General features: G+C 49.1%; 22 protein-coding genes and 3 tRNA genes. 15 read left to right on the top strand and 10 right to left on the bottom strand.

The genetic code is table 11. The features are described from left to right. Positions 1-298 precede the first annotated feature (298 nt). Positions 299-1,339, bottom strand: a complete 1,041-nt coding sequence (locus KSW37_RS10125) for a diacylglycerol/lipid kinase family protein (protein ID WP_217314657.1) — start codon at positions 1,337-1,339, stop codon at positions 299-301. 194 nt (positions 1,340-1,533) lie between these two features. Here KSW37_RS10125 and spt point away from each other — a divergent pair, with 194 nt between their 5' ends. From spt to KSW37_RS10085, 8 genes are all read left to right on the top strand, one after another. Then, on the top strand, positions 1,534-2,724 hold the full coding sequence (gene spt, locus KSW37_RS10120) for a serine palmitoyltransferase (protein WP_006849118.1): 1,191 nt from the start codon (positions 1,534-1,536) through the stop codon (positions 2,722-2,724). Between the two features lie 323 nt (positions 2,725-3,047). Further along, positions 3,048-3,121, top strand: a tRNA-Pro gene (locus KSW37_RS10115). A gap of 40 nt (positions 3,122-3,161) precedes the next feature. After that, positions 3,162-3,235: transfer RNA gene (locus tag KSW37_RS10110), tRNA-Pro, on the top strand. A gap of 40 nt (positions 3,236-3,275) precedes the next feature. Beyond that, positions 3,276-3,349, top strand: a tRNA-Pro gene (locus tag KSW37_RS10105). A 126-nt stretch (positions 3,350-3,475) separates the two neighbouring features. Next, the gene (locus KSW37_RS10100) at positions 3,476-4,042 is read left to right on the top strand and encodes an AAA family ATPase (RefSeq protein WP_118254105.1); all 567 of its coding nucleotides are present in this window, start codon (positions 3,476-3,478) and stop codon (positions 4,040-4,042) included. A gap of 108 nt (positions 4,043-4,150) precedes the next feature. Next, the gene (locus tag KSW37_RS10095) at positions 4,151-4,456 is read left to right on the top strand and encodes a CidA/LrgA family protein (RefSeq protein WP_233338974.1); all 306 of its coding nucleotides are present in this window, start codon (positions 4,151-4,153) and stop codon (positions 4,454-4,456) included. Beyond that, positions 4,453-5,145, top strand: coding sequence for an LrgB family protein (locus tag KSW37_RS10090; protein WP_217314656.1), 693 nt, complete (start codon positions 4,453-4,455; stop codon positions 5,143-5,145). Before KSW37_RS10095 ends, KSW37_RS10090 begins: the two co-directional genes overlap by 4 nt. A gap of 42 nt (positions 5,146-5,187) precedes the next feature. Next, positions 5,188-6,630, top strand: coding sequence for a right-handed parallel beta-helix repeat-containing protein (locus KSW37_RS10085; protein WP_217314655.1), 1,443 nt, complete (start codon positions 5,188-5,190; stop codon positions 6,628-6,630). Positions 6,631-6,744: 114 nt separating this feature from the next. On the opposite strand, the gene KSW37_RS10080 is transcribed toward KSW37_RS10085, so the two are convergent. From KSW37_RS10080 to KSW37_RS10070, 3 genes are all read right to left on the bottom strand, one after another. Continuing rightward, complete coding sequence (locus tag KSW37_RS10080) at positions 6,745-7,227, bottom strand: cytidine deaminase (protein WP_153138430.1); 483 nt, start codon at positions 7,225-7,227, stop codon at positions 6,745-6,747. A gap of 24 nt (positions 7,228-7,251) precedes the next feature. Next, positions 7,252-8,541 (bottom strand): M64 family metallopeptidase, encoded by a 1,290-nt coding sequence (locus KSW37_RS10075; RefSeq protein ID WP_217314654.1) that lies wholly within the window; start codon positions 8,539-8,541, stop codon positions 7,252-7,254. A 92-nt stretch (positions 8,542-8,633) separates the two neighbouring features. Beyond that, positions 8,634-9,557, bottom strand: coding sequence for a glucosaminidase domain-containing protein (locus KSW37_RS10070; protein WP_117695220.1), 924 nt, complete (start codon positions 9,555-9,557; stop codon positions 8,634-8,636). Between the two features lie 147 nt (positions 9,558-9,704). Between KSW37_RS10070 and KSW37_RS10065 the strand changes: the two genes are divergently transcribed. Next, entirely contained in the window at positions 9,705-10,121 is a 417-nt protein-coding gene (locus KSW37_RS10065; protein WP_050758648.1) for a 2-amino-4-hydroxy-6-hydroxymethyldihydropteridine diphosphokinase, read from the top strand. A 61-nt stretch (positions 10,122-10,182) separates the two neighbouring features. Here the strand turns inward: KSW37_RS10065 and nrdG are convergent, their stop codons facing one another. The 4 genes from nrdG to KSW37_RS10045 form a co-directional block, all read right to left on the bottom strand. Then, positions 10,183-10,698, bottom strand: coding sequence for an anaerobic ribonucleoside-triphosphate reductase activating protein (gene nrdG, locus KSW37_RS10060; RefSeq protein WP_022121338.1), 516 nt, complete (start codon positions 10,696-10,698; stop codon positions 10,183-10,185). 2 nt (positions 10,699-10,700) lie between these two features. Beyond that, complete coding sequence (locus KSW37_RS10055) at positions 10,701-12,920, bottom strand: anaerobic ribonucleoside triphosphate reductase (protein ID WP_217314653.1); 2,220 nt, start codon at positions 12,918-12,920, stop codon at positions 10,701-10,703. Between the two features lie 369 nt (positions 12,921-13,289). Then, the gene (gene coaW, locus KSW37_RS10050; protein ID WP_022121336.1) at positions 13,290-14,123 is read right to left on the bottom strand and encodes a type II pantothenate kinase; all 834 of its coding nucleotides are present in this window, start codon (positions 14,121-14,123) and stop codon (positions 13,290-13,292) included. A gap of 45 nt (positions 14,124-14,168) precedes the next feature. Further along, a complete protein-coding gene (locus tag KSW37_RS10045) occupies positions 14,169-15,635 on the bottom strand; it encodes an SLC13 family permease (protein ID WP_217314652.1) in 1,467 nt (488 codons plus the stop codon). A gap of 48 nt (positions 15,636-15,683) precedes the next feature. Between KSW37_RS10045 and KSW37_RS10040 the strand changes: the two genes are divergently transcribed. Together KSW37_RS10040 and KSW37_RS10035 are read left to right on the top strand one after the other, a co-directional pair. Beyond that, a complete protein-coding gene (locus tag KSW37_RS10040; protein ID WP_153098535.1) occupies positions 15,684-15,827 on the top strand; it encodes a hypothetical protein in 144 nt (47 codons plus the stop codon). 45 nt (positions 15,828-15,872) lie between these two features. After that, entirely contained in the window at positions 15,873-16,160 is a 288-nt protein-coding gene (locus KSW37_RS10035) for a hypothetical protein (protein WP_118254120.1), read from the top strand. A 255-nt stretch (positions 16,161-16,415) separates the two neighbouring features. On the opposite strand, the gene KSW37_RS10030 is transcribed toward KSW37_RS10035, so the two are convergent. Together KSW37_RS10030 and KSW37_RS10025 are read right to left on the bottom strand one after the other, a co-directional pair. After that, positions 16,416-16,958 (bottom strand): DNA-binding protein, encoded by a 543-nt coding sequence (locus KSW37_RS10030; protein ID WP_217314651.1) that lies wholly within the window; start codon positions 16,956-16,958, stop codon positions 16,416-16,418. 37 nt (positions 16,959-16,995) lie between these two features. Beyond that, positions 16,996-17,088, bottom strand: coding sequence for a smalltalk protein (locus KSW37_RS10025; RefSeq protein WP_022121332.1), 93 nt, complete (start codon positions 17,086-17,088; stop codon positions 16,996-16,998). An 827-nt stretch (positions 17,089-17,915) separates the two neighbouring features. Between KSW37_RS10025 and KSW37_RS10020 the strand changes: the two genes are divergently transcribed. The 4 genes from KSW37_RS10020 (at position 17,916) to KSW37_RS10005 (ending at position 22,733) form a co-directional block, all read left to right on the top strand. Then, positions 17,916-18,923, top strand: coding sequence for a hypothetical protein (locus tag KSW37_RS10020; RefSeq protein WP_217314650.1), 1,008 nt, complete (start codon positions 17,916-17,918; stop codon positions 18,921-18,923). Further along, on the top strand, positions 18,910-19,932 hold the full coding sequence (locus tag KSW37_RS10015; RefSeq protein ID WP_217314649.1) for a hypothetical protein: 1,023 nt from the start codon (positions 18,910-18,912) through the stop codon (positions 19,930-19,932). Before KSW37_RS10020 ends, KSW37_RS10015 begins: the two co-directional genes overlap by 14 nt. A gap of 131 nt (positions 19,933-20,063) precedes the next feature. Further along, positions 20,064-20,687 carry a hypothetical protein gene (locus tag KSW37_RS10010; RefSeq protein ID WP_217314648.1) on the top strand — a complete coding sequence of 208 codons (624 nt, stop codon included), beginning with the start codon at positions 20,064-20,066 and terminating at the stop codon, positions 20,685-20,687. A gap of 513 nt (positions 20,688-21,200) precedes the next feature. Continuing rightward, complete coding sequence (locus KSW37_RS10005; protein ID WP_217314647.1) at positions 21,201-22,733, top strand: hypothetical protein; 1,533 nt, start codon at positions 21,201-21,203, stop codon at positions 22,731-22,733. Position 22,734 lies beyond the last annotated feature (1 nt).

Genomic DNA, 22,734 nt, shown 5'->3' with positions numbered 1-22,734 from the left:
ATGCTTCTTGGACAAGAATTAAAGTTCAAAAACAAGCTATGCAACTTAAAATTGGGTACCTTTTTCAGTGCCCTCCCTGGGCAGCGCCCTGGGTAATTATGGACACAAACTTGTCGCCCTGTAAGGGCAAAAGCTTCAAAATACAGGGCAATGTACAAAGCTTTTGCCCTTACAGGGCGTCTTACTGATTGCCATTATACCCAGGGCGCTGCCCTGGGCTAGGAGCTTCTGCCCTTTCAGGGCGTATGGGGTGTGGCTTATGACACACCCTCACTAATCACTACTCACTAATCACTATCTAAAGGTTCAGCTTCTTCTGCACCAGTTTGCTGATGGCTTCTACTCTTTTACTCTGGCGCTGGATGTCTTTATGGATATCATCGCGCACGGCATTGAAGTCGTTGAAGAAATCGGCAAAGGCAGACTGGATCATGTTCGGCTTGCGGTCGTTCTTGTTCGCAAACGGGTTCACCAGCATCTTGATGCCCTTTTCTTCCAGGTGAACATCAATCTCTGCACCCGTCATTATAGGGTCGCCATCATAATGGATTACGCCTGGCTGACTGCGGGTGATATGAAGTTTCTTGCAGCGGAACGACTTGATTTTCGAGTTCTTGTCCAGCGTCTTGTTGAACATGTCGAAACTCACCTGAGGCGCCTCGATTACATCAAACGGTTCCATGATGACGACATCCATCAGACCGTCGCTCATGGATGCTTGAGGGGCAATATAAGCATTGTTGCCATATTGCGATGCGTTGGCGCAGGAAATGAGGAACGCCTTATACTGCTTGGTGCCCGTCTCGTCCTCCAGCGTGTAAGTCTCAGGCTTATACTTCAATCCCTCGCGCAGGATGTTTTCGGCATAAGTGATAGGTCCGCGCTTGCCGCTCTCTGCAAACTTCATGCTGACGAAAGCGTCAAAGCCCATGCCGCAGGTGCAGAAGAACGGGTGGTCGTTGATGACACCATAATCCAAATCTCTAATCTGGCATTGGTTGATGACCTCGATGCATTTCTTCAGGTTCATCGGGAGCAGCAGATGTCTCGCCAGTCCGTTGCCCGAACCGCAAGGCAGAATGCCGAGGGCTGTATCGGAGTGAACCAGTGAGCGGGCCACCTCGTTGACGGTGCCGTCACCGCCAACTGCCACAACCACATCTACATGGTTGTTCTTCGCTTCGGTAGCAATTTCCGAAGCGTGCCCGGCTCTTTCAGTCATTTTTATCTCGTACTCAAAAAGCTCTTTGTCCAAAACAGAATCTATCAGACTCGGAACTGCCGCCTTGCTGGCTGTTCCTGAAATCGGATTCATGATGAAAAGTATCTTTTTCTTCATTATATAGTCAAGAGTTTGTAAAATTTAGGCTGCAAAAGTAATAAAAATACCCAAAATAACAAGAAATATCGATTAAAAAAACTATAAAAGTAAACTTTCTTATAAAAAAAGCCGTTTATTGAGTTCTTTTTTGTATCTTTGCACCCTGAAACTTAGAAAAGTATAAAAAAGATTATAAAGTACACCTATTAATAATGGGACAATTACAAGAAAGATACAAGAATTATCGTGAACCTCAGAAGTATATGGCTGCCGGTGTGTATCCATATTTCCGCGAGATCACAAGTAAGCAGATGACAGAGGTAACCGACATCGATGGTCATAAAATCCTGATGTTCGGTTCTAATGCTTATCAGGGTTTGACTAATGACCAGCGTGTTATTGATGCAGCTAAGGCTGCGCTCGACAAGTATGGTTCTGGTTGTGCAGGAAGCCGTTTCCTCAATGGTACGCTCGATTTGCACGTGCAGCTCGAAAAGGAGCTTGCTGAGTTTATGGGCAAGGATGAAACATTGTGTTTCTCTACAGGATTCTCTGTAAACCAGGGTGTCTTGGCTTGCGTAGTAGGTCGTAACGACTATATTATCTGCGATGACCGCGACCACGCAAGTATCGTAGATGGCCGCCGCCTCTCATTCGCTACCCAGCTTCACTACAAGCACAACGATATGGAAGATTTGGAGCGCGTGCTCTCTAAGCTCCCTGAGGAGGCTATCAAGCTCATTGTTGTTGACGGTGTGTTCTCTATGGAGGGCGACCTGGCTAACTTGCCTGAGATTGTAAAGCTCAAGCATAAGTACAACTGCTCTATCATGGTAGACGAGGCTCATGGTCTTGGCGTATTCGGCAAGCAGGGTCGTGGTGTATGCGACCACTTCGGTCTGACCGACGAGGTAGACCTCATCATGGGTACATTCTCTAAGAGTCTGGCTTCTATCGGCGGTTTCATCGCATCAGACAAGGATACAATCAACTTCCTCCGTCACAACTGCCGTACATACATCTTCAGCGCCTCTAACACTCCAGCTGCCACAGCAGCAGCTCTCGAGGCTCTCCACATCATTCAGAATGAGCCAGAGCGTTTCGAGAATCTCTGGGATGTAACCAACTATGCCTTGAAGCGTTTCCGCGAGGAAGGTTTCGAGATTGGCGAGACAGAGAGTCCTATCATTCCTCTTTACGTACGCGATGCTGAGAAGACATTCGTTGTTACCAAGATGGCTTACGATGCAGGTGTGTTCATCAACCCTGTTATTCCTCCAGCTTGTGCTCCTCAGGATACATTGGTACGTTTCGCACTCATGGCTACTCATACAAGAGAGCAGGTTGAGCAGGCTGTCCAGATCTTGAAGAAGATTTTCGTAGAAGAGGGAATCATCAAGTAAAATCAGATTTGCCGGTCTGAAATCAGATTTGCCGGTCTTCTCGGTTTGACAGATTCGGGCAGTCGGTTTCTGATTTAGAAGTTCAGCAAGTATGGTTGCGGTTCTTTTCCGCCACTATATATAATAAGGTATAAGGGCAATTCCGGATAGGGGTTGCCCTTATTTTTTGCCTGTTTCCCAGCCATTTTGCATTAAAATGCATATTTTTTTGAAAAAAGTTAGGGAAAAATTTGGTGGAATCGAAAAAATGTAGTACCTTTGCACTCGCAATTCAGAAATGATGCTTAAAGCAATGCTTAAGAGGTGTCGTAGAGATGAGTAAGCGGGGTGTAGCGCAGCCCGGTAGCGCTCCTGTTTTGGGAACAGGTGGTCGCAGGTTCGAATCCTGTCGCCCCGACTCTATTTTTCTCTCACTCAAACCTTTAGCAAAGCACAAGCGGGGTGTAGCGCAGCCCGGTAGCGCTCCTGTTTTGGGAACAGGTGGTCGCAGGTTCGAATCCTGTCGCCCCGACTCTATTTTTCTCTCACTCAAACCTTTAGCAAAGCACAAGCGGGGTGTAGCGCAGCCCGGTAGCGCTCCTGTTTTGGGAACAGGTGGTCGCAGGTTCGAATCCTGTCGCCCCGACACAAGAAAGCTAAGAAGAGTCAAATCTTCTTAGCTTTTTTGCTATATAAAACTCCCGCCCTGGATGGGCTGGAGGGGGATAACGGAACTGAGTAATTATTATATACGTTTTAATTTTATAGAATCATGATTATAACGATAGCGCGCCAGTGTGGATGTGGCGCTATTCGCGTGGGCAAGCTGCTCGCCGAAAAGTATGGTATTCCTTTTTATACCCGTAAAAATATGATGGAAATGGCTGAACAGAGAGGAGTGCTCGACGAGATGGAGGCTTTCTTCGATGAGCGGCCGGTAGATGAACTGCTCTTCTCGATGTCGTCGCTTGGCGAAACGCAGAGGGCGCTGACAGAAAAACCGCTCCATACACTTGCCGATATGATAGGCGATGAAGACTGTATCATCATCGGCCGTTGCGGAAACTATATCTTCCGCGAGCGCAAAGACCTGATTTCTGTTTTCCTGAGCGGCAATCTGGAGGCTCGCATCAAGGAGATTCAGGAGGAGAAGGGCTTTTCGTATGAGGAAGCTGAGGAGTTTGTAGAGCACACCGAGGATTGCAGAGTGGCTTATCATAAGTATTATACAGGCCTTACCTGGGGAAATGCCGATGATTACGACATCTGCCTGGATACTGTGCGCCTGGGCGTAGAAGAGACGGCAAGCCTCATTGAGCAGTACGTTAGCTTGATTTAGATTCAAAGGTTCAAAGTTCCAAGGTTTAAGGTTTAAGGTTTAAAGTAATTCAACATGAAGTTTTTAATTCAATTTTTGATAATCATAGCTTTCTCCTTTGCGGGGGAATTGCTTCATTTTTTGCTGCCATTGCCTATTCCGGCAAGCATCTATGGCATCATTCTGCTCTTCCTTGCGCTGGAAACAAAACTGATCAAGGTGAAGCATATCCGCGAAACCAGCAGTTTCCTCATTGCCATCATGCCCGTGATGTTTATTCCGGCTGCCGTAGGACTCATTGATTCTTATCAGGATATCGGCAATGCATGGTTCCAGTATATCGTAGTTACGGTGGTCAGCACCTTCGTCGTGATGGGTGCTTCGGGCTGGATTACGCAGTTGGTAATCAGAAAAGGAAAGGAGGCGAAGAAATGAACCACTTGTTCCAGGATTCTGTCTTCTTCGGCGTTCTCATCAGTCTGGCAGCCTACGGCATAGGCATGCTGCTGAAGCTGAAGACGGGATGGTCGCTGATGAACCCGCTGCTCATCTCCATCATCCTCGTCATCATCACGCTCCTGCTGACTGGCGTAGATTACAAGACCTATTCGGCAGGCGCCAACAGCATCAGCTATCTGCTCACACCAGCCACCATCTGTCTGGCTGTGCCACTTTATCAGCAGGTTGAGCTTCTGAAGAAGAATTATCGGGCTGTGCTGATCGGCATTGTTTCGGGCGTGCTGGCGAGTCTCTGCTCCGTGCTCATTCTCGCCCTCATCTTCCATTTCGACCATGCGTCCTACGTTACCTTCCTGCCTAAGAGCATCACTACCGCCATCGGTATCGGCGTTTCTGAGGAGTTGGGCGGTCATGTTTCGGTTTCGGTGGTTGTCATCATCGTAACGGGTGTGCTGGGCAACATCTTTGCCGAGAAGTTCCTGAAGCTTCTCTCCATCAAAGAGCCTATTGCCAAAGGTATCGCCATCGGCTGTTCTTCCCATGCGCTGGGTACGGCAAAGGCGATGGAAATGGGTACCATAGAGGGAGCCATGAGCAGTCTGAGCATCGTGGTTTGCGGTGTGATGACGGTTATTGGCTCATCCATCTTTGCTCTGTTTATGTAGAGGCAGATACAATAATATTTCCCTTTTTCCGTTTTTATAGATATGAAACGGAAAAAGGGATTTTTGTATATAATGGGTGTAGGGATGGCGATGAGCGCCCTGCTTGCCAGTTGTGCCGACGATGAGAGTTTCTCAACGTCGAGGGGAGATGTGCTCTCGTTTTCGGTAGATACGCTGAAGATGGACACCACCTTCTCGAATGTGCCTACGCCTACCCGAAGCTTCTGGGTTTACAACCGTACGGGCAAGGCTCTGCGCTGCCAGTCGGTGCGTCTGGAAAACGGTAACCAGAAGGGCTACCGGGTGAATGTTGACGGCTCTTACCTGGGCAGCGAAGCGGGATTCCAGACGCAGAATGTGGAGATCAGGAAGGGTGACAGCATACGTGTGTTCGTAGAACTGACTTCGGCGATGCAGAACAGCGAAGAGCCGCAGCTGGTGAGCGACAACCTGGTGTTTGCGCTGGAAAGTGGCGTGGAGCAGAAGGTGAACCTGAGGGCGTTTTCATGGGATGCGATGAAACTCAATTCGCTCGAGGTGAAGCAGGACCAGCTGCTGGAGAGCACGCTGCCGGTAGTGGTTTATGGCGGCATCAGGGTTGATTCGGCTGCTACGCTGACCATTGCTCCGGGCACCCAACTCTATTTCCACGAGAATGCGGGTTTGCAGGTGTTCGGGTCGCTGAAGATTGAGGGCGAAAAGGACAGGGAAGTGGTGATGCGAGGCGACCGACTGGACCACATGTTCGATTATCTGCCTTATGACCGCACACCGGGACAGTGGCAGGGAATCAGACTGATGTCTTCGGCTCATGACTGCAGAATTTCGTTTGCTGATATTCATAGTGCCTACGATGCTGTGATGATAGAAGCGGGCGATGCTACGAAGCAGAAACTGCTCATCGAGAATGCTACGATTCATAACAGTCAGGGCTACGGTGTGAGGATTGATTCTGCCAAGGTGCAGATTTATAACTCGCAGATAACCAATTGTCTGAACCATCCGCTCTATGTTGAGGGTGGCGATGTTGAGGTAAACGGCTGCACCATAGCCCAGTTCTATCCGTTTGACGGGCGCCGCGAGTCTGCCATCGGTTTTGCCTCTCCGCTGCCTCGTTTCGAGGTAAGAAATTCGCTCGTAACGGGCTATCATGATGATGAGGTGGTTTGGGAGGCTCCGAAAGAGGAGGATGCCTTCAATTTCCTCTTCGACCATTGTGTGTTGCGCACGGAGAAGTTGGAGACGGACGACAGTCTGAAGTTCACCCATGTGGTTTATGAGGACATCAAGGATACGACGGTGTTTGCCGAGAAGCATTTCCGCCTTTTCGACACCGACAATCTGAAGTATGATTTCCATCTGCGCAAGGAGTCGGCAGCAATAGGTAAGGCAGATGCCGAAACCCTGCCTGCAACCGACCGTGATGGTTTGCCGAGAAAGAAAGAGCAGTCTGCCGCAGGATGCTTTGAATATAGGGAGGAATAATGAGTATAAGGAGGAATAAGAAGAAAGCCCTACAGGAAAGTCTGCATGATGCAAACTTCCTGTAGGGCTTTTTCTTATATCCTGAGCCCCTTTTTTTAAGTGGGCTCTGTAATCTTATTCCTTCATGTTCGAATCTACGAAGCAGAATGGGAGAAGGTCTTTGATGCTGTCGAAGCAGTAGATGCCGTTCTCGCCATAGAGCAGGATGCGTACGGGGCGCTGGTAGCGGTCTTCCATCTCCAGTATCACCTGGCGGCAGGCTCCGCATGGCGAGATAGGCGACTTGAGGAAACCATTCCCGTTTCTCGCTGCTATGGCGAGCGTCAGGATAGGCTGGTCGGGATAGTTGCTCTGGGCACCGAAGATGGCGCTGCGCTCGGCACAGAGTCCCGATGGGAAGGCGGCGTTCTCCTGGTTGGCTCCAATCACTATTCTGCCGTCGCCCAAGAGCAGGGCTGCTCCCACATAGAAGTGGCTGTAGTTAGCATACGCATTGCTGGTGGCAGCCTTCGCCCTGTTTACGAGTTCCTGCTCCTGCTGGCTCAACTCTGAGAGCTGAGCCACCATGTATCTGATGTTTAGGGTTTGCTCTTTCATAGATATAATGTTTTTATGATTTCTTTATTTCGTGTAGAAGTCGATGATGTCCTGCAGCGCCTTCTTGCATACTGCGCAGAATTCCGGCGTTTCGTTGATGCGCATACGGCAGTCCTGCACACCGCGGTAAACGCCCTTCACGCTGTATCCGGCACCTTCGAAGACACCCACCTTGCTCACCGCCACCTTCTCTTTCTTTGAGAGCGGAGTAGGAATCTTGGTCTTCTTGTCTATCATGTTCTCCCATTTTCCGTGGAAATCGGCAAGGGTAGTGATGTTCTTCTCCCAAGGCTCTACATCGTGAGGATACATCGGTATCTGCTCCTGCTCGTAGGCATATTCATCGGCAAGTCCGGCAAAGGAATGGCCAAACTCATGCACCACTACCGGCTTGAACCATTTCTGGTGGCAGGTGGTGAGATTGTATGAATTGAGGATGCCGCCACCGCCGTACTTATCCGAATTTACCAGCACGATGATGTGCTCGTAAGGGGTACCTGCCAGCCAGTTGTGCAGGTCTTTGAGATGCAGGGTGGTAAGGTAGCGGTCGCTGTAGAAGGTGTCGAAATGAGAGCTGAGGGCGGTCTCGTGCCAGATGCCCTGGGCTGGGATGCTAGGCCCGCTCTGCTTGGATGGCGACTTTACGGCTACGATGTTGAAGCGGTCTCTCATGCTCTTGAAGGGTTCGTGGGCGAAGATGGCCTCTGTAGCCTCCTGCGCATCTTTCAGGAAGACAGGCATCTCTGCATCGGTATAGCCTTCAGCCACGTATGCGATGTGGATGCATCGGGTGGTGTCGGCAGCCTGCTGCAGGGTGACGTATGGTGTAGGTTTGTTGCCTTTCTGATGAATCAGAATGTCTTTCGGCGCTACCTGGTGGGTGAGCGTGGTGGTTATCTCGCGGCGGTTGTTGCGCAGGTCGAGGGTGATGTCTACGGTATCTTTCGGCATCGGAACGAGGAATACGTTCTCGAAACTCTGCGTGTTCTTCTCTGCCTCTGGATAGGAGAGCCATTCCTGGAAGAGGGTGGAGAAGGAGTTGCGGTAGATGATTTTGCCCGAGCGGTGGTCGCGTACGGTTATCTGTCCGTTGCCCTCTACCGGGAGTTCGGCCAGTCGCTGCCGTTTGCCGTACCAGCGTGGCATTACGTTGAGTTCGTCTACGGCTATCATCTGCTGCTTCTGGTTGCCGGCAAAGGTATAGTCTACCCGCAGCGTCTTGTCTGTGAAATAGTCGTCAAAGTTTTGCGCCTTTATTGTGCCGGGCGCCATCAGCATCGCCATGGTGGCGAGGGATAATATCATTCTCTTCATTGTATTTTCATTTAAAATTCACATTCACATTCACATTTTATTCACATTTCTCACCGAATCACCAAGTGACCGAATCACTAATCACTCATCCCTTATCTCACCCTCAGCCTTGTTCCTACGCTTACCGGGATGTTAGGGTCGAGATGGTTCATCTTGTAGAGTTTCTCCAGTCGGATGCCATACTTCTGCGAGATGGTGTACATGCTTTCGCCCGGCTGTATCACGTGAGGGCGCTTCTTATACTGCTTAGGTGCCTTGGAGCGTTTCTTCTTCAGATAGATGATGTCGCCCTTATGCAGCACGGCGTGCTTGTTGCGCTCGTTGTAGCGAGCCAGTTTGCGCCAGCTGATGCCCACCTCCTTGCCTATGCTCTTGAAGGTGTCGCCTTCGCGGGCATAGAGATAGTAATTCTTGTTGAAGATATGGATAGGGTGCAGCAATCCTTCGGCGTTTACAGGCTGGTCGGTACCGCTGTGGGTAGCCATGAAGCGGTCGTAGCGCTTGGCCTTGTCATACTGGTTGAGCTTGTAGAGCTCTATGATCTGTATCAGCTTGCTGGCATACTGCGGGTTGGTGGCGTAGCCGCAGGCTTTCAGTCCGCGAGCCCATCCCTTGTAGTCGTGCTGCGAGAGTTCGAAGAGGCGTGCGTAGCGTGGCTGGCGCGCCAGAAACTTGCTGTGGTCTTCGTAGCTGTCTCTTGCGTCCTGGTATACGCGGAAGCATTCGCCCCGGGCATCATCGTCGTGGTACTGGGTTGGTCCCGTCCAGTTGTGACATTTTATGCCGAAGTGGTTGTTGCCCTGGCGTACGAGGTCGCTCCTTCCTGCCGCACTCTCAAACAGTCCCTGTGCTAGGGTGATGCTGGCTGGAATGCGGTAACGGAGCATCTGCTCGATGGCAAGATCCTTATACTGGTTGATATATGTCTGATAGGCCTGGTTCCACTTCAGCTGTGCGCCCATCGGGAGGCAGCAGAGCAGAGCGAGCCCTAAAATGTTTGCTTTTAGATGATTCATTCTGCAAAAATATAAAAAAAAACGGATAAATCGCGGTTTATTACAAAATTTTTAATATCTTTGCACAAAATATGACATACAAATGCAGGGGCTATCTGTCTCTTCTGAGAGAAACTGACTTGTTTTGTAGAAATAATGATTTTAATAATGAAAACTCGTACAAAAGTAATTATAGCTATCGGCTCTAACAGAAATCAGGAGGAGAATGTGTTGAAGGCGCATGAACATCTGAGTTGTATGTTCAGGAACAGCCTTTTTGGTCCGCGCATGTGGACTGAGCCTATCGGACTGGAGAATTCAGACAAGTTTCTGAATCAGGTGATGTTGGGGGAGACCATCTGCTCTAAGAAGTCTGTGCTTGCCGCGCTGCGGAGTGTGGAGCAGAGATGCGGACGCAGAATCCGTGGTCCTTATCGTAAGGTAGATGTTCCGCTGGATCTCGACCTTCTGCTCTATGGCGATGAGAAATTGCACGAGAGCGAGTGGGAGCGTGATTATATTCAGAGTTCTATCAGCTACCTCGAAGAGAAGGATGCTAAGAGGGATAGGAAATATTTAAGATAAGAAAATCCGTGTAATCCGTGCATGAAAAAATAAACGGGAAACCCGAATCTGGTATGTAGATTTACAATACCGGATTCGGGTTTTCTGTTGTAAGATTGAGTTCTATCACTCTTCCTTCTTTCAGCGACTTCTGCACGTTGATGATGCGCTGGTTGCTGCTGCCCCTGAAGAAGAGGTCTTCATCGCGCAATGCCTGTACGAAGGGGCCGTCTACCAATACATCGATTTGGCGGAGGAGTTCCAGCTGCTCGGGATTCTTCACGAGGTTTTCGAAGAGATAGCCCGTAAAGCACCAGATGCTCTTGCTGCTCTGCTCCCTGATGGCGCGCGCCAGCTCGGCAAAGCCCTTTGCCTGAAACATAGGGTCGCCGCCCGAGAAGGTGACGTTGGCGAAGGGGTCGCTCATGATTTCCTTCATCAGCTCGTCGGTAGAGGTCATCGTGCCGTGGCTGATGTCCCACGACTGCGGATTATGGCAGCCCGGACAATGGTTGGGGCATCCCGCACAATAAATGGATGTGCGGAAGCCCGGACCGTCTACCATCGTATCATGTACGATGCTTAATACGCTAATCATTTTTACTTTTCTCCTCCGATATGGGTTACTCGGTCGTGGAGCTCGGCAAGCTTGCCGCTGTTCCAGCGGTCTGTAGTACCTACCAGATAACCGGTGATGCGCTGCAGCTTGTCGATGTGGTGGCTGCCGCACTTAGGACAAACCTCGAGGTGGGCGTCAGCATTCTCGTAGCCGCAGTCGAGACAGCGGTTGCGGTTGTGGTTTACTGAGCCGTAACCCATGTTGTACTTATCCATCATGTCTACCACGCTCTCGATAACTGAAGGGTTGTGGGTAGCATCGCCGTCAATCTCTACATAGAAGATGTGGCCGCCACGGGTCAGGTCGTGGTATGGAGCCTCGACCTGTGCCTTCTTCAGGGCTGTACACTTATAGTATACAGGCACGTGGTTAGAGTTGGTATAATAGTCGCGGTCTGTAACGCCAGGGATGATGCCAAACTGCTTTCTGTCCTTCTTTGTGAACTTACCGCTCAATCCCTCGGCTGGAGTAGCCAGGATAGAGTAGTTGTGATGATACTGCTCGCTGAACTCGTTGGCACGGTCGCGCATGTAGGTAACAATCTTCAGTCCCAGCTCCTGTGCCTTCTCGCTCTCGCCGTGGTGCTTGCCGATGAGGGCAACCAGGCATTCTGCCAATCCGATGAAGCCGATACCCAGGGTTCCGTGGTTGATGACGCTCTCGATGGTCTCTTCCGGCTTCAGGTTTTCTGCGCCTACCCAGAGATACTTCATGAGCAGAGGGAACTGCTTGGCCATCGCCGTCTTCTGGAACTGGAAGCGCTCGTCGAGCTGCTTGGCTGTGATGTCGAGGATATTGTCGAGCTTGGCAAAGAACATGTCGATGCGCTGCTTTTCGTTTTCGATGCCCATGCACTCGATGGCGAGCTTCACGATGTTGATGGTAGAGAAGCTCAGGTTACCGCGGGCGATGCTGGTCTTCTCGCCCCAGCGGTCTTCGAACACGCGGGTGCGGCAGCCCATGGTTGCAATCTCCCACTTGTAGCGCTCCGGATCATCAGCACGCCACTTCTCGTTCTGGTTGAAGGTGGCGTCGAGGTTCAGGAAGTTAGGGAAGAAACGGCGGGCTGTTACCTTGCACGCCAGCTTGTAGAGGTCGTAGTTTCTGTCCTCAGGCAGATAGTTTACGCCTCTCTTCTTCTTCCATATCTGGATAGGGAAGATGGCAGTTTCGCCATTGCCTACGCCCTGATAGGTGCTCTGCAGGATTTCGCGCATGATGCAGCGGCCCTCGGCGCTGGTATCGGTACCGTAGTTGATGCTTGAGAATACTACCTGGTTACCGCCGCGGCTGTGGATGGTATTCATGTTGTGGATGAATGCCTCCATCGCCTGATGCACGCGGTTCACGGTCTTGTTGATGGCGTGCTGCTCCAGGCGTTCGCGACCCTGCAGTCCGTCGAGCGGCTTCTCTATGTAGTCGTCGATAGGCGCATCATAGAGGTTGCTCAGGTCTTCGCCTGTCAGCTTCTCCAGGTTCTTCACCTCTTCCTGGTACGACATGCGTACGTATGGAGCCAGATAGAAGTCGAAGGCTGGGATGGCCTGGCCGCCGTGCATCTCGTTCTGGCAGGTTTCGAGAGAGATACAAGCCAGCACGGCTGCGGTCTCGATGCGCTTGGCAGGACGGCTTGAACCGTGACCGGCTGTGAATCCGTGGTTCAGAATCACGTCGAGCGGATGCTGCACGCAGGTGAGACTCTTGGTTGGGTAATAGTCCTTATCGTGAATATGTATATAGTTGTGCATGACGGCGTCGCGTACATCCTCTGAGAGGAGGTAGTCGTCGACGAATGGTTTAGTGGTTTCTGAAGCGAACTTCATCATCATGCCGGCTGGTGTGTCGGCATTCATGTTGGCGTTTTCACGGGTGATGTCGTTGTTCTTGGCATTGACGATGCTCATGAATACGTCGCGTGTCTTCGCCTTGCGGGCGATGTTACGCTGGTTACGGTATGCGATATACTTCTGGGCAACATCTTTGCGGGCACTCTTCATGAGCTCCATCTCGATGGCGTCCTGAATGGCCTCAACGCTCATCTGGCTCTTGCCGCGATAAGAGATGTGGTCGGTTATCTGCTCGATAAGAGTGGTATCTTCACCCTTGTCGGTATGCAACATGGCCTTGCGAATGGCTGCCATGATTTTCTGTTCGTTGAATCCAACGATGCGTCCGTCACGCTTTACTACTGTCTGGATCATTTTAGTATTACTTTTACGATTGATGTTTAAATTACTTAGTATTAAGTCATTATGACTTGAAGAGGTAGATATGTACCTCCTTTTGACATTGCAAAGATATAAAATATTTCTGAAAGTAATTACTTTTGGACAACTTTTTTATCGTTAAAAAATATTAAGTCGCTGATAATCAGGAGGAAACGAAAGAGTTTTGGAAAACTTTGACAAATTTCCGTTTCCCGAAACGTTTAAGTTGTTATCTATCAGCGTGTTGCGCATTTTGTGCGCTTGTGTGCGTTTTTCCCTTGTTGTCTGTGTGCCGTGGCAGGGGGTGGAAAAGAAAATCGCCGCAACGCCCGTGTATAGGGCATTGCGGCGATTCGGGGGTGATTATTTTGCTTGTCGCTTATAGTCGAGCGCAGCTCCGATGGCGGTGCAGAATTCCGAGTATTTCGGTATTCTGAACCTTACTCCGTAGAGTTTCTCCATGGCTGGGAACACCTCGCGGCATTGTGGCAGCAGGGTGAGGTTGCCGATGAGCACGAAATCCTTGATGCCCGATTCGAGCGATGAGAGGATGGTAGCCGAACCTATCGACTGCAGCACCATCCAGATGAGTCCCATGGCGATGTCTTCGCGCGAAGCGTTGGCCTTGGCGTTGCTGAAGAGTGATGCGGTGGCGTTCATCGGGAGTCCGGGCAGAGGCTTGGCGCTGATGTCGCCTATCAGCAGGTTTATCTTGCTCACGTCGCCGTCCTTGGCGAGGTTGATAATCTGCTTGATGTCGTCGGTCTTGAGCATGATGCGGCTCAGTCCTGCCAGGGTTCCGCCGCCTATGCCGATGCCTCCGATGTGCCTTATCTCGTTGTCATCGCATTTTACGAGCGATGTACCGGTTCCCATGCTCACCACGATCATGCGGTCGAGCTTGCTCTCGTATCGGGCGCCCAGTCCGTCGGCCACGAACTCCTCGCTCTTCGAGGTAGGCAGTCCGTAGATGGGCTCGTCGATATAGGCTGATCCTACTCCTGTTAGCATCACCTGTTCTACATCGCTCAGCGCAATCTTGTTGTCGTGAAGATACTTGCCGAAGGCTCCGTAGAGCGAGGTGATAGGGTCGGTGGCCTTGATGCGGATGGGGCTAACCACCACGCCGCTTTCATCGATACCCACAATCTTGGTCGTAGAGATGCCTACGTCGATTCCTATAACAATCTTTTTCATTCCTTTATATATATAATAATGTGTATTCTCGCAGATGATGCCCCTTTAGAGCACGCCCATCTTGCAGAAGGTGATGAGCACGGCGTAGCCCACTATCATGCTCAGGATGCCCACCGTGAGTCCTGCCTTCACCATGTCGGTCTGCTGGATGAGGCCGGTAGAGTAGGCGATGGCGTTAGGAGGGGTTGAGATAGGCAGCGACATGGCGCAGCTGGCCGAAACCGCTACTCCGATGAGGATGGTAGAGGTGCCGCCGATGGTGTTGAGCTTGTCGCCCATGCCGGCGCATACCACCGTGAGGATAGGGATGAGCAGGGCGGCGGTGGCGGTGTTGGAGATGAAGTTACTCAGGATGAAGCATACCAGTCCGGATACAATCATGATGACTAGCGGATTGAATTCTGCAAACGGAATGCTCTTTACGGCTGCCTCGGCCAGACCGGTGCCGTTCATCGCCAATCCGAGGGCGAATCCGCCTGCCACCATCCAGATGACAGCCCAGTCAATCTCCTTCAGGTCCTTGGCTGTAACCACTCCCGTAAGGGCGAATATGGCGATAGGGAGCATGGCCACGGTGTTGGCGTTGATGCCCAGCTGCTTGCCGAATACCCAGAGCACGATGGTTGCCAGGAAGGTGACCGCCACTACCATGGTGCGCCAGTTGTGCTGCATGTTGCCCTCGATGTTGAGCTCGATGGTCGGGGCAGAGAACGGGAACATCTTGCGGATGATGATCCATGCCATCACGAGCATGATGAGCACCATAGGGGCCATGATGAGCATCCAGTCGCCGAAGCTGAGACCCAGGTTGAGTCCTGCAGGGTCGTTCAAAACCTTGAAGGCGAAGGCGTTAGGCGGGGTTCCGATAGGGGTTCCCATACCGCCCAGATTGGCTCCGATAGGTATGGCCATGGTGAGCGCCACGCGGCCCTTGCCCGAAGGCGGCAATGATTTGAACACCGGTGTGAGGAAGGTGAGCATCATGGCGGCGGTGGCTGTATTTGAGATGAACATCGAGAAGATGCCGGTGATGAGCATGAAACCCAGCAGCACGTTCTCAGAACGCTTGCCGAATGGCGCAATCAGGGCCTTTGCCATCATCACGTCGAGTCCGCTCTTGGTAGCGGCTATGGCGAGTACGAAACCGCCCAGGAAGAGGATGATGGTAGGGTCGGCGAAGCACGCCATCACACCCTGATAGTCGAGCAGCTTGCCCATCTCTGCCTCCGAGCCTTGCATGATCTTAAAGGCGGAGTCGCTGACGAAGAACAGCAGCACGAAGATGATTACTACGCTGGTAGCCCATGCCGGTATGGCCTCGGTGAGCCAGAGCATCACGGCCATGACGAAGATGGCGATGACGCGCTGCTGTACGATGGTGAGCCCTTCGATGCCGAAGCTGTCGATGGGCAGGTTCCAGACGATAACGGTAAGCAGAGCCGTTATAAGAAACAGCAATGCTTTCTTGCGATTAAAATCGCCATTCAATACTTTCTTTACAGTTTCTTGCATTATCTTTCTGTCTTAAGGATTATTTTCTTGCAAAAATACGTGTTTTTTTTGTATTTAGCAAGTTTTTTTGCAGAAATAGTGAAAAAAATGCCGAAAAATGTTGTTGTTTCAAGAAAAAATGCTATATTTGCAGAGGATTTACCGATAACGGCTATCGGTGATGCCGAAAACTTGGAGCACCCGGAAGGGTGATTCAGCGAACCTGATATGTCTAATCAATTAAAAGGAGATAAGGAAATGAACAAGTCTGTAGTATTTATTATCATCCTGCTCGTGATAGTTCTCTCTATCATTGTATCGCAGTACTTCCACAAGCGCCACCATGAATATAAGATGGCAGACATCGAGAAGGCTATCCGCAAGGCTTATCCTAAGGGTATAGGCTCGATAAGCAAGGAAGAACTGGTAACAGCTGTGAAGAAATACTTCCACTGTTCGGCGAAGGAGGCTCATTATATAATAGGTGTAGCCCGCCGCAAGAAGCTGGTTGATATAGCTGCAGAATATGTTACCATCATGTTTTGAAATAAGGTAAGAACATTATATACGTTTTAGCCGTGAGGCTAGGCTGTTGATTTGGTTTGAAAAAAAGTATTATTTATTTGAGGCACAAAGGATTGTTAGCGACATGCTGATTTCGAAGGGGTTATGTGTGGGTTAGCATGTTGTGTTCGGGACGTCTGGCAAATTGACTTCTATCTAAATTGCCAGACAAAGTTTACCCTCCCTAGGACTTTTTAAGACCTGGGGAGGGTTTTACTTTTTCAGGCTCAGCACCTTTTATTCAAGTCCATCGCCGCCGCTTTCGCTTCCGGTTCCGCCAGCCGAATCGCCGCCTGACGGATTATCGCCTCCGGATGGATTATCGCCTCCGGATGGGGTAGTAGGAGGCGTATCGGTAGAGGTTACCTGCTTCACCACCTTGCCGTTTCGGTCGTAGCAGGTGATGTTGACGGAAGTCTCTTCGAGTTCCTTCTTGATGTCGGTGTTAGGCACGAAGATGATGTATCGGCGGGTGATGAGGTTGGCGCTCACCTTGTTCACATCCTCTACGGCGGTAGAGTTAAGACCGAATCGGAGGCTGCCCAATCCTGGCACAGCCACGCTGTGGCCCTCGGTGGCCCATGCAGCAATCACTTCGCCGATGGCCGACCATCCGGCGTTGATTACCGCCTTAGGCAATCCGCTGCGAACGGCAGCTTCTTCTATCACCTTCGTGGCGTTGAGCTGGCTGTAGAGTTCAGCCTGCATCACGAATGCCCACTTTTGCTTACCTTTTTCGAACGCTACGTTGCGCTCAATTGCTTTTACTTTAATACCCATAATTCAAATCGTTTTTTTAATGGTTAAACAAATCAGTTTACATGCAGCTGGTAACGCCGAGCGTGGTGCCTACGGCAGTAAGTACAGCGATAATCACCTGCAAGATAGTTTTCCAAACTTCCTTTTTCATTTTCTTTTTTCCTTTCTTTTTTTTAATGGTTCAACATTTAGAAAGAGATTGGGCAGGTGTGCACCCCTGTCGTTTTCCCCTCCGTTTTCTAGTGGTTAATTTCCCATTTGCCGTTCTTTATGAATGACAGTGCAAAGATACAACATTTTTCTCTGAAAAACAATAGTTGTCCCGAATGTCGTGCATCCTTGTCCCGAATCACGTGCATTCCTCCCTCATATCCCATTCTCTTCCGCCTAATTTAACCGCCATTAATTTAATGGCCATTAAATTAAATGTTAAATCCGTTAACATTATATAGCATGTTTTGCCTTTCCCACTGCGTCCCGATGCAGTCGGCGCTACGTCCCGACGTAGCGCCATCTGCGTCGGGACGTGGCTGGTGGTGCGTCGCCACGCAGTTTTGGGGGCATCGGGCGCACAGTAACTTGCTATGTGGGTTAGCTGGTGGATAGGAGGAAAGGCAAAAATGTGAATGTGAATGTGAATTTGAAATGTTTTTCAATGTTACCTGAAGGAGAAGCGTATAATCGTGTTTAAGTAATAGTAGCCATTATAATAGGTTCATATTATATATATAATAAGGTACGCGCGCGAGGACTGAATTTCATTCACAATATCCAATAAAAGGAATGGATGGAACAACCCGATACATTGATTTACATTTCAAATTCACATTCACATTCACATTTTGTTTCGATGGTTTTATGAAAAAAGACAATTTGGTAAAAATAATTTAGAATTTATTTGTTTATTCGGGGAAAAAGTGTTACTTTTGTAGTTGCTATGGAAAATAACTTTCATGGTATAATTTAAACCAGAAGCTAATGACTGGACGAACTAAAAACAGCACAGAAAAGACTTCTTTTGTTGTCTTCAAGTATGATTTCTGCAAAAGCCGGAATCTTTCAAGTATCGAGGGTACTCTACCCTTGGATTTTCTCGAAATGTCATCGCCTGAAAAATATCAGGAATGTCAGACTGGTTTCGAGAAGGTAATGGACAGTTTGCTGAAAAGCAAGAAAATGACTTTGGTGGAATCACGGAAGAATGAGGAAGACGTTATTCACGACAACCGAATATTGGGATTTCGCAAAGGTGTGGCTGTGCTGGATGTATGCGCAGACAAAAAAGAATTTTATTGGAGTAACTTTAAGGAGAATGAAATTCATAACCAGCCTTTCTGTAAGGTAATCATTGATAATCGCCCCAACAGAGGTTTCCTTTTTGTGGAAGAATCTAGAATCTTCGGCGGCAAAAGGGGACAGGACAAGGTGGTGGCTCTTCTGCGTGATAATATCAACAGGGTGGCGAATCAATATGGCTGGAATATGGTGATTTCTGCCAAGTTGCCACCTGGTGATTTCTTTGATGCCGTGGCTGAAAGAATCAAGGCTGGCTGCAGGCCAAGGGCTGTGGTGTTTTCTTTTCCTCGCCATCAGTCTCTCAGCGATGCGCCATATTCCTTTGTCATGCAATTACAGATGCAGCAGTCATTAATGGAGTGTCTCAATGCCAGTATGTATGAGGTAAAATTTGGTACAGATAAAGGTAAGCAGTTGCACTTAGACAAGGCAAACCGAGACATTGCCTTGATGGTGAACCTGTGCAGCAAGGAAGATTACGGCATCAAGGTATATTATTGGAAAGGTCCGTGCACCTCTTCCCGTTCGCTGAAACGAACCAAGGTGAAAATCTCCGATGTTGAGATTGTTGCTCTGGTTAATGGAGATGCTGTCTGTTGCGATTGTCATGGAGATTCTCGGTTTGCTTTGATCAATTCTCTTGATGTGATTCTTGATGATTTAAATGGTTACGACGATGAGGTTATTTAAGATGAAGACCAGACAGATGGTAGATAAATCTTTCTCGCAACACATGATTTATCAGTTTTTCAGAGCCATCACCCATGATATCTTCAATGATAAGACGTGGTTTCCTACGTCCAGATGTTCATGCGAGGATGTTTTTTATGAGGTATTCTGCATCGTAGACAAAATGATGTTTTCGCATACCGATACGGAGAGCCGCCTTGCCTTTGTGGAAGGAATAGGGCAATATGAAAAAAACTATGTTGACGAGGATGAGTATGCTACAGCTCAGGAAGAGCGGCAGAGAATCGTATTTGTCATCCTGTATATGGCAGCTGTGATACTTCAGATGATGCCTTTGGAGACGAAAGTGTTTCAATTTTGCTCAATGATTATGGGGCAATGGAGAGGCTACGTAACTCAGGAGTTTTCTCAGCGGTGCCTCGGAGCAGTCGTGAAGAACCGGGATGTGGTTGAGCGGCTGGCAGCCAATATCGGTTATTATGGCGAGGATGGTTTCTTCGTTTCATCTCAGATTAATGAACTGATGCGCCAGAACAATGATGAAGATTATCTGCACGGATTCGAGCCTGAACAGAAGAGGACATTGGAATTGGAAGTGACAGACGATGAGCATCAGGAAAACGGCGGGCAGGAAAAAACGGAAGAAGATAATGAGAAGGAATGGGGCGACTTGAGCCAGGAAGAAAGAGTAAAGCGGGCCTTGCAGAAGATGATAGACGAGAAGGCTATTCCTTTGAAGAAAGACTATGCCCTGATTATGGTGGCGCTCTCTGATATCAACGATTTTGAAGGCAAATTTGATAATGGCGCATCTTTCTGTAAGTATCTTACAGAGCAGCTGGACATGCCTTCCGACCTGACCAATGCCAGTGTCATCTCCAAGCGTTTCTCCAAAATGCGTGGCGAATTTCCCAACTGGAGTTTTGATGATGTAAGTGATCCTAATGCCCGGCAGAAACTCATCAATATCGCCAAACGTTTTGTTTCCATCTACCGTAAGGGGCAGTAGGAAGCGGGGAAATGATTGCTTCTTGTGAGTGTTGGCAAGTTTTAGATAGAATGTTAAAAACGTAAAATAGAGCAAGTTTTAGGCATATTTTACGTTTAACAATAGAATAGGTTTAATAGATAAATTAGGATATGAAGTATTTAGTAAAAAAATCAGTCTTACTACTGTTGGTAGTCTTGGCTTTTTGTGCGTGTGACAACAGCAATGACAATGGTGAAGTTATTCAGCCAAATCCACAGTCATGGAAAACTGTCGTCAATTATACTGGCGAAGTAGAGTTTGTGGTGGATGCGCCACAAATTCGTGAGGATATAGAGCAGGATTTGAAGGCAAACCCTCCTTTTGGAGGAAGCAAGAAATATCAGTTTATCATAAAAAGTCACCCGACGCTTTCTCCTTTATATATGCTATATGCGGTGAATCCTGAGGACGATAAGTCTGCTGACGGATATATACTGGACATCGCTGGTAAAGTGGAGTATAAGGACAATTATAGATTGTTCCCTACCGCATCTGGACAAGGTTGGTATAAGGAGAATATTGTGCCTGTCGACACAAAGGATGGCAAGCCTGTTGCAACATACGATGTGTTTATACAGCAACATATTCCTTCTTCTATGGTTCATAGCAAGATGTGTTTCTGCGAAGACCTTACGGAGAAATATCGCCAGAAGTTCCCTAATGAAGATATTCATGCCGTGGTTCGCCGTTTGGTTCTTTCTTATGTCAGTGGGGGTGATAATATAAAAGAATAGGAACATATCTGAACAGAAGATTTTCGACCTGTATGGTTGAAATTACGCAATACGCCCTGAAAGGGCAGAAGCTCCTAGCCCAGGGCATCGCCCTGGGTAATTATAAACGCAACCCCGTCGCCCTGTAAGGGCAAAAGCTTTAAAACTCCAGACAAAACATAAAGCTTTTGCCCTTACAGGGCGTCTTGTTGATTGCTATTATACCCAGGGCGATGCCCTGGGCTAGGAGCTTCTGCCCTTTCAGGGCGTGTGGGCAAAACTTGCGAAAGTTCAGTTAGAAATAATATAGTATCAGCACTTTTTGCTTCGTTTGCAAGCAGAAAGTGCTTTTTTTGTGCCTTCAGATGAGCTGGAGGTTTAGGGGAATTTATGCCTTCAGATGAGCTGGAGGCTTAGCGGAAGGCTTAGTTGCCGGCGATGAGGCTTAGTAGGAGGCGAACCGGCAGGACGCCTATTGCCGGGGAGGCTTTTTTTCCTTACTTTTGCATTCAGAAATAATCAATGATTGGGATTATGGAAAAAGGAAAGAAAATAACTCCACAGGAAGCGTCTCGGACTAATCCAGTGGCAAAGCCTGAGGATACCAAGGGCGGAATCAATAACAAGGTATCATCTGGGTTGATAGGAAAAAAGCTGGCTGAACAGGCTGAAGAGAATGAAGAGATGCCCATGCATCACCTGATTGCCGATAAGGATTATCCGTCGGGCATCAGAGAATGGATGATCACTTCGCCTTCTGACCTCAAGTATCCTACGCTGGTGGTGGCTGCTGCCATGCTCAGCGTTTATCTTACACGTGTCAGAATACAGTATGTGTATGATAATCAGGGAGAAAAATCGGCCATCGTGTTGCAGGTCATCGTAGAGGGCGAGCAGTCGAGCGGAAAATCGTTTGCCAGATACATCATGCGTACCCTGATGAAACCTTTCATCGAGCGCGACAGCGAAATGAGAGCCAAGGAGCAGGAGTATGCTGCCCTGAAGCGACGCCAGGGCAAGAAGGATGGCAAGCTGCCACCCGAACCGAAAACCGACATCACCATCCTGCCCGAAACCGTATCGCTCACCATGTTTATCAAGCGATGCGATGCAGCCGTCAAGCTCTATGGTGCTCCGAAGACGCTCTTCGAATTTGCCGATGAGATTTCTGCCATCGTGCATTCTGCCAAGCGCCAGTTTGCCGACCTCTCGCAGGTTATCAAGACGGCATACGATCTGGGCAGCGTATATGGTCAGGATTTCATGAGCGAATCCAGCTATAGTGCCATGGTAGATGCCTTGCTGTCGTTCGTTTTCTGCGGCACCCAGAGTGCGGTGAGCAGATATATGAACAAGGCTGCCATTGAGGGCGGTGCTGTAACCCGAACCATCTTATGCCCGCTCATCAGTCATCTGGGCGACAATCCGCCACAGTTTCAGGCGTTGACCGATACGCAGCGTAATGAGCTGGAGAATACATTGGACAAGCTCTTCGGGTTGTGCTATGAGGAAGATGGAAAATTCCATCAGGAGATAGAGGAAGATATGAGCTGGCTCTACAAGACGGTGGTAAAATGGTGTAACGACTGCCGCCAGCAGGTGGTGAAAACCATGTCCAAGTCGATGGATGTCTTCTACAAGCGCAGTTCGGTTTCAGCCTTCCGCATCGCTGCCCTCATGCAAGTGCTTTACAAAGTGGAAGGGAAGAAGAGCGAGAAGGAAATCCGGAAACTGGTTAGGCAGACCTATCTGGCTTGTGCCGACCGCATCTTGCAGAATATGTTGCAGCGGTGGGGCAAGGCTTTCGAGCAGATTTCTGCCGAGGGCGAAGGAGAGCCTTATCATACTGTAGACTATTTCAGCGAGTTGCCGCAGGAATTCTCTTATCAGTTCCTGGAGGAATTTCTGAAGCAGAAGGAGCTCAAGACGCCTGCCCGCAACATGGTGTGCAACTGGCGCAGATGGGGATGGCTCGAAAAACCAGCAAAGGGCGAGGATAGAAAGGTGCTTAGAAAGACGCAGCAGAAAGGCACTATTGGTGATGGTAATATTAAAAAAGACAATTAGA

This window comes from Segatella copri (assembly GCF_019127135.1).
Lineage (GTDB): Bacteria > Bacteroidota > Bacteroidia > Bacteroidales > Bacteroidaceae > Prevotella.
Note: the sequence above shows the minus strand (reverse complement) of the source record. Positions and strands in the feature narration are given on the sequence as shown.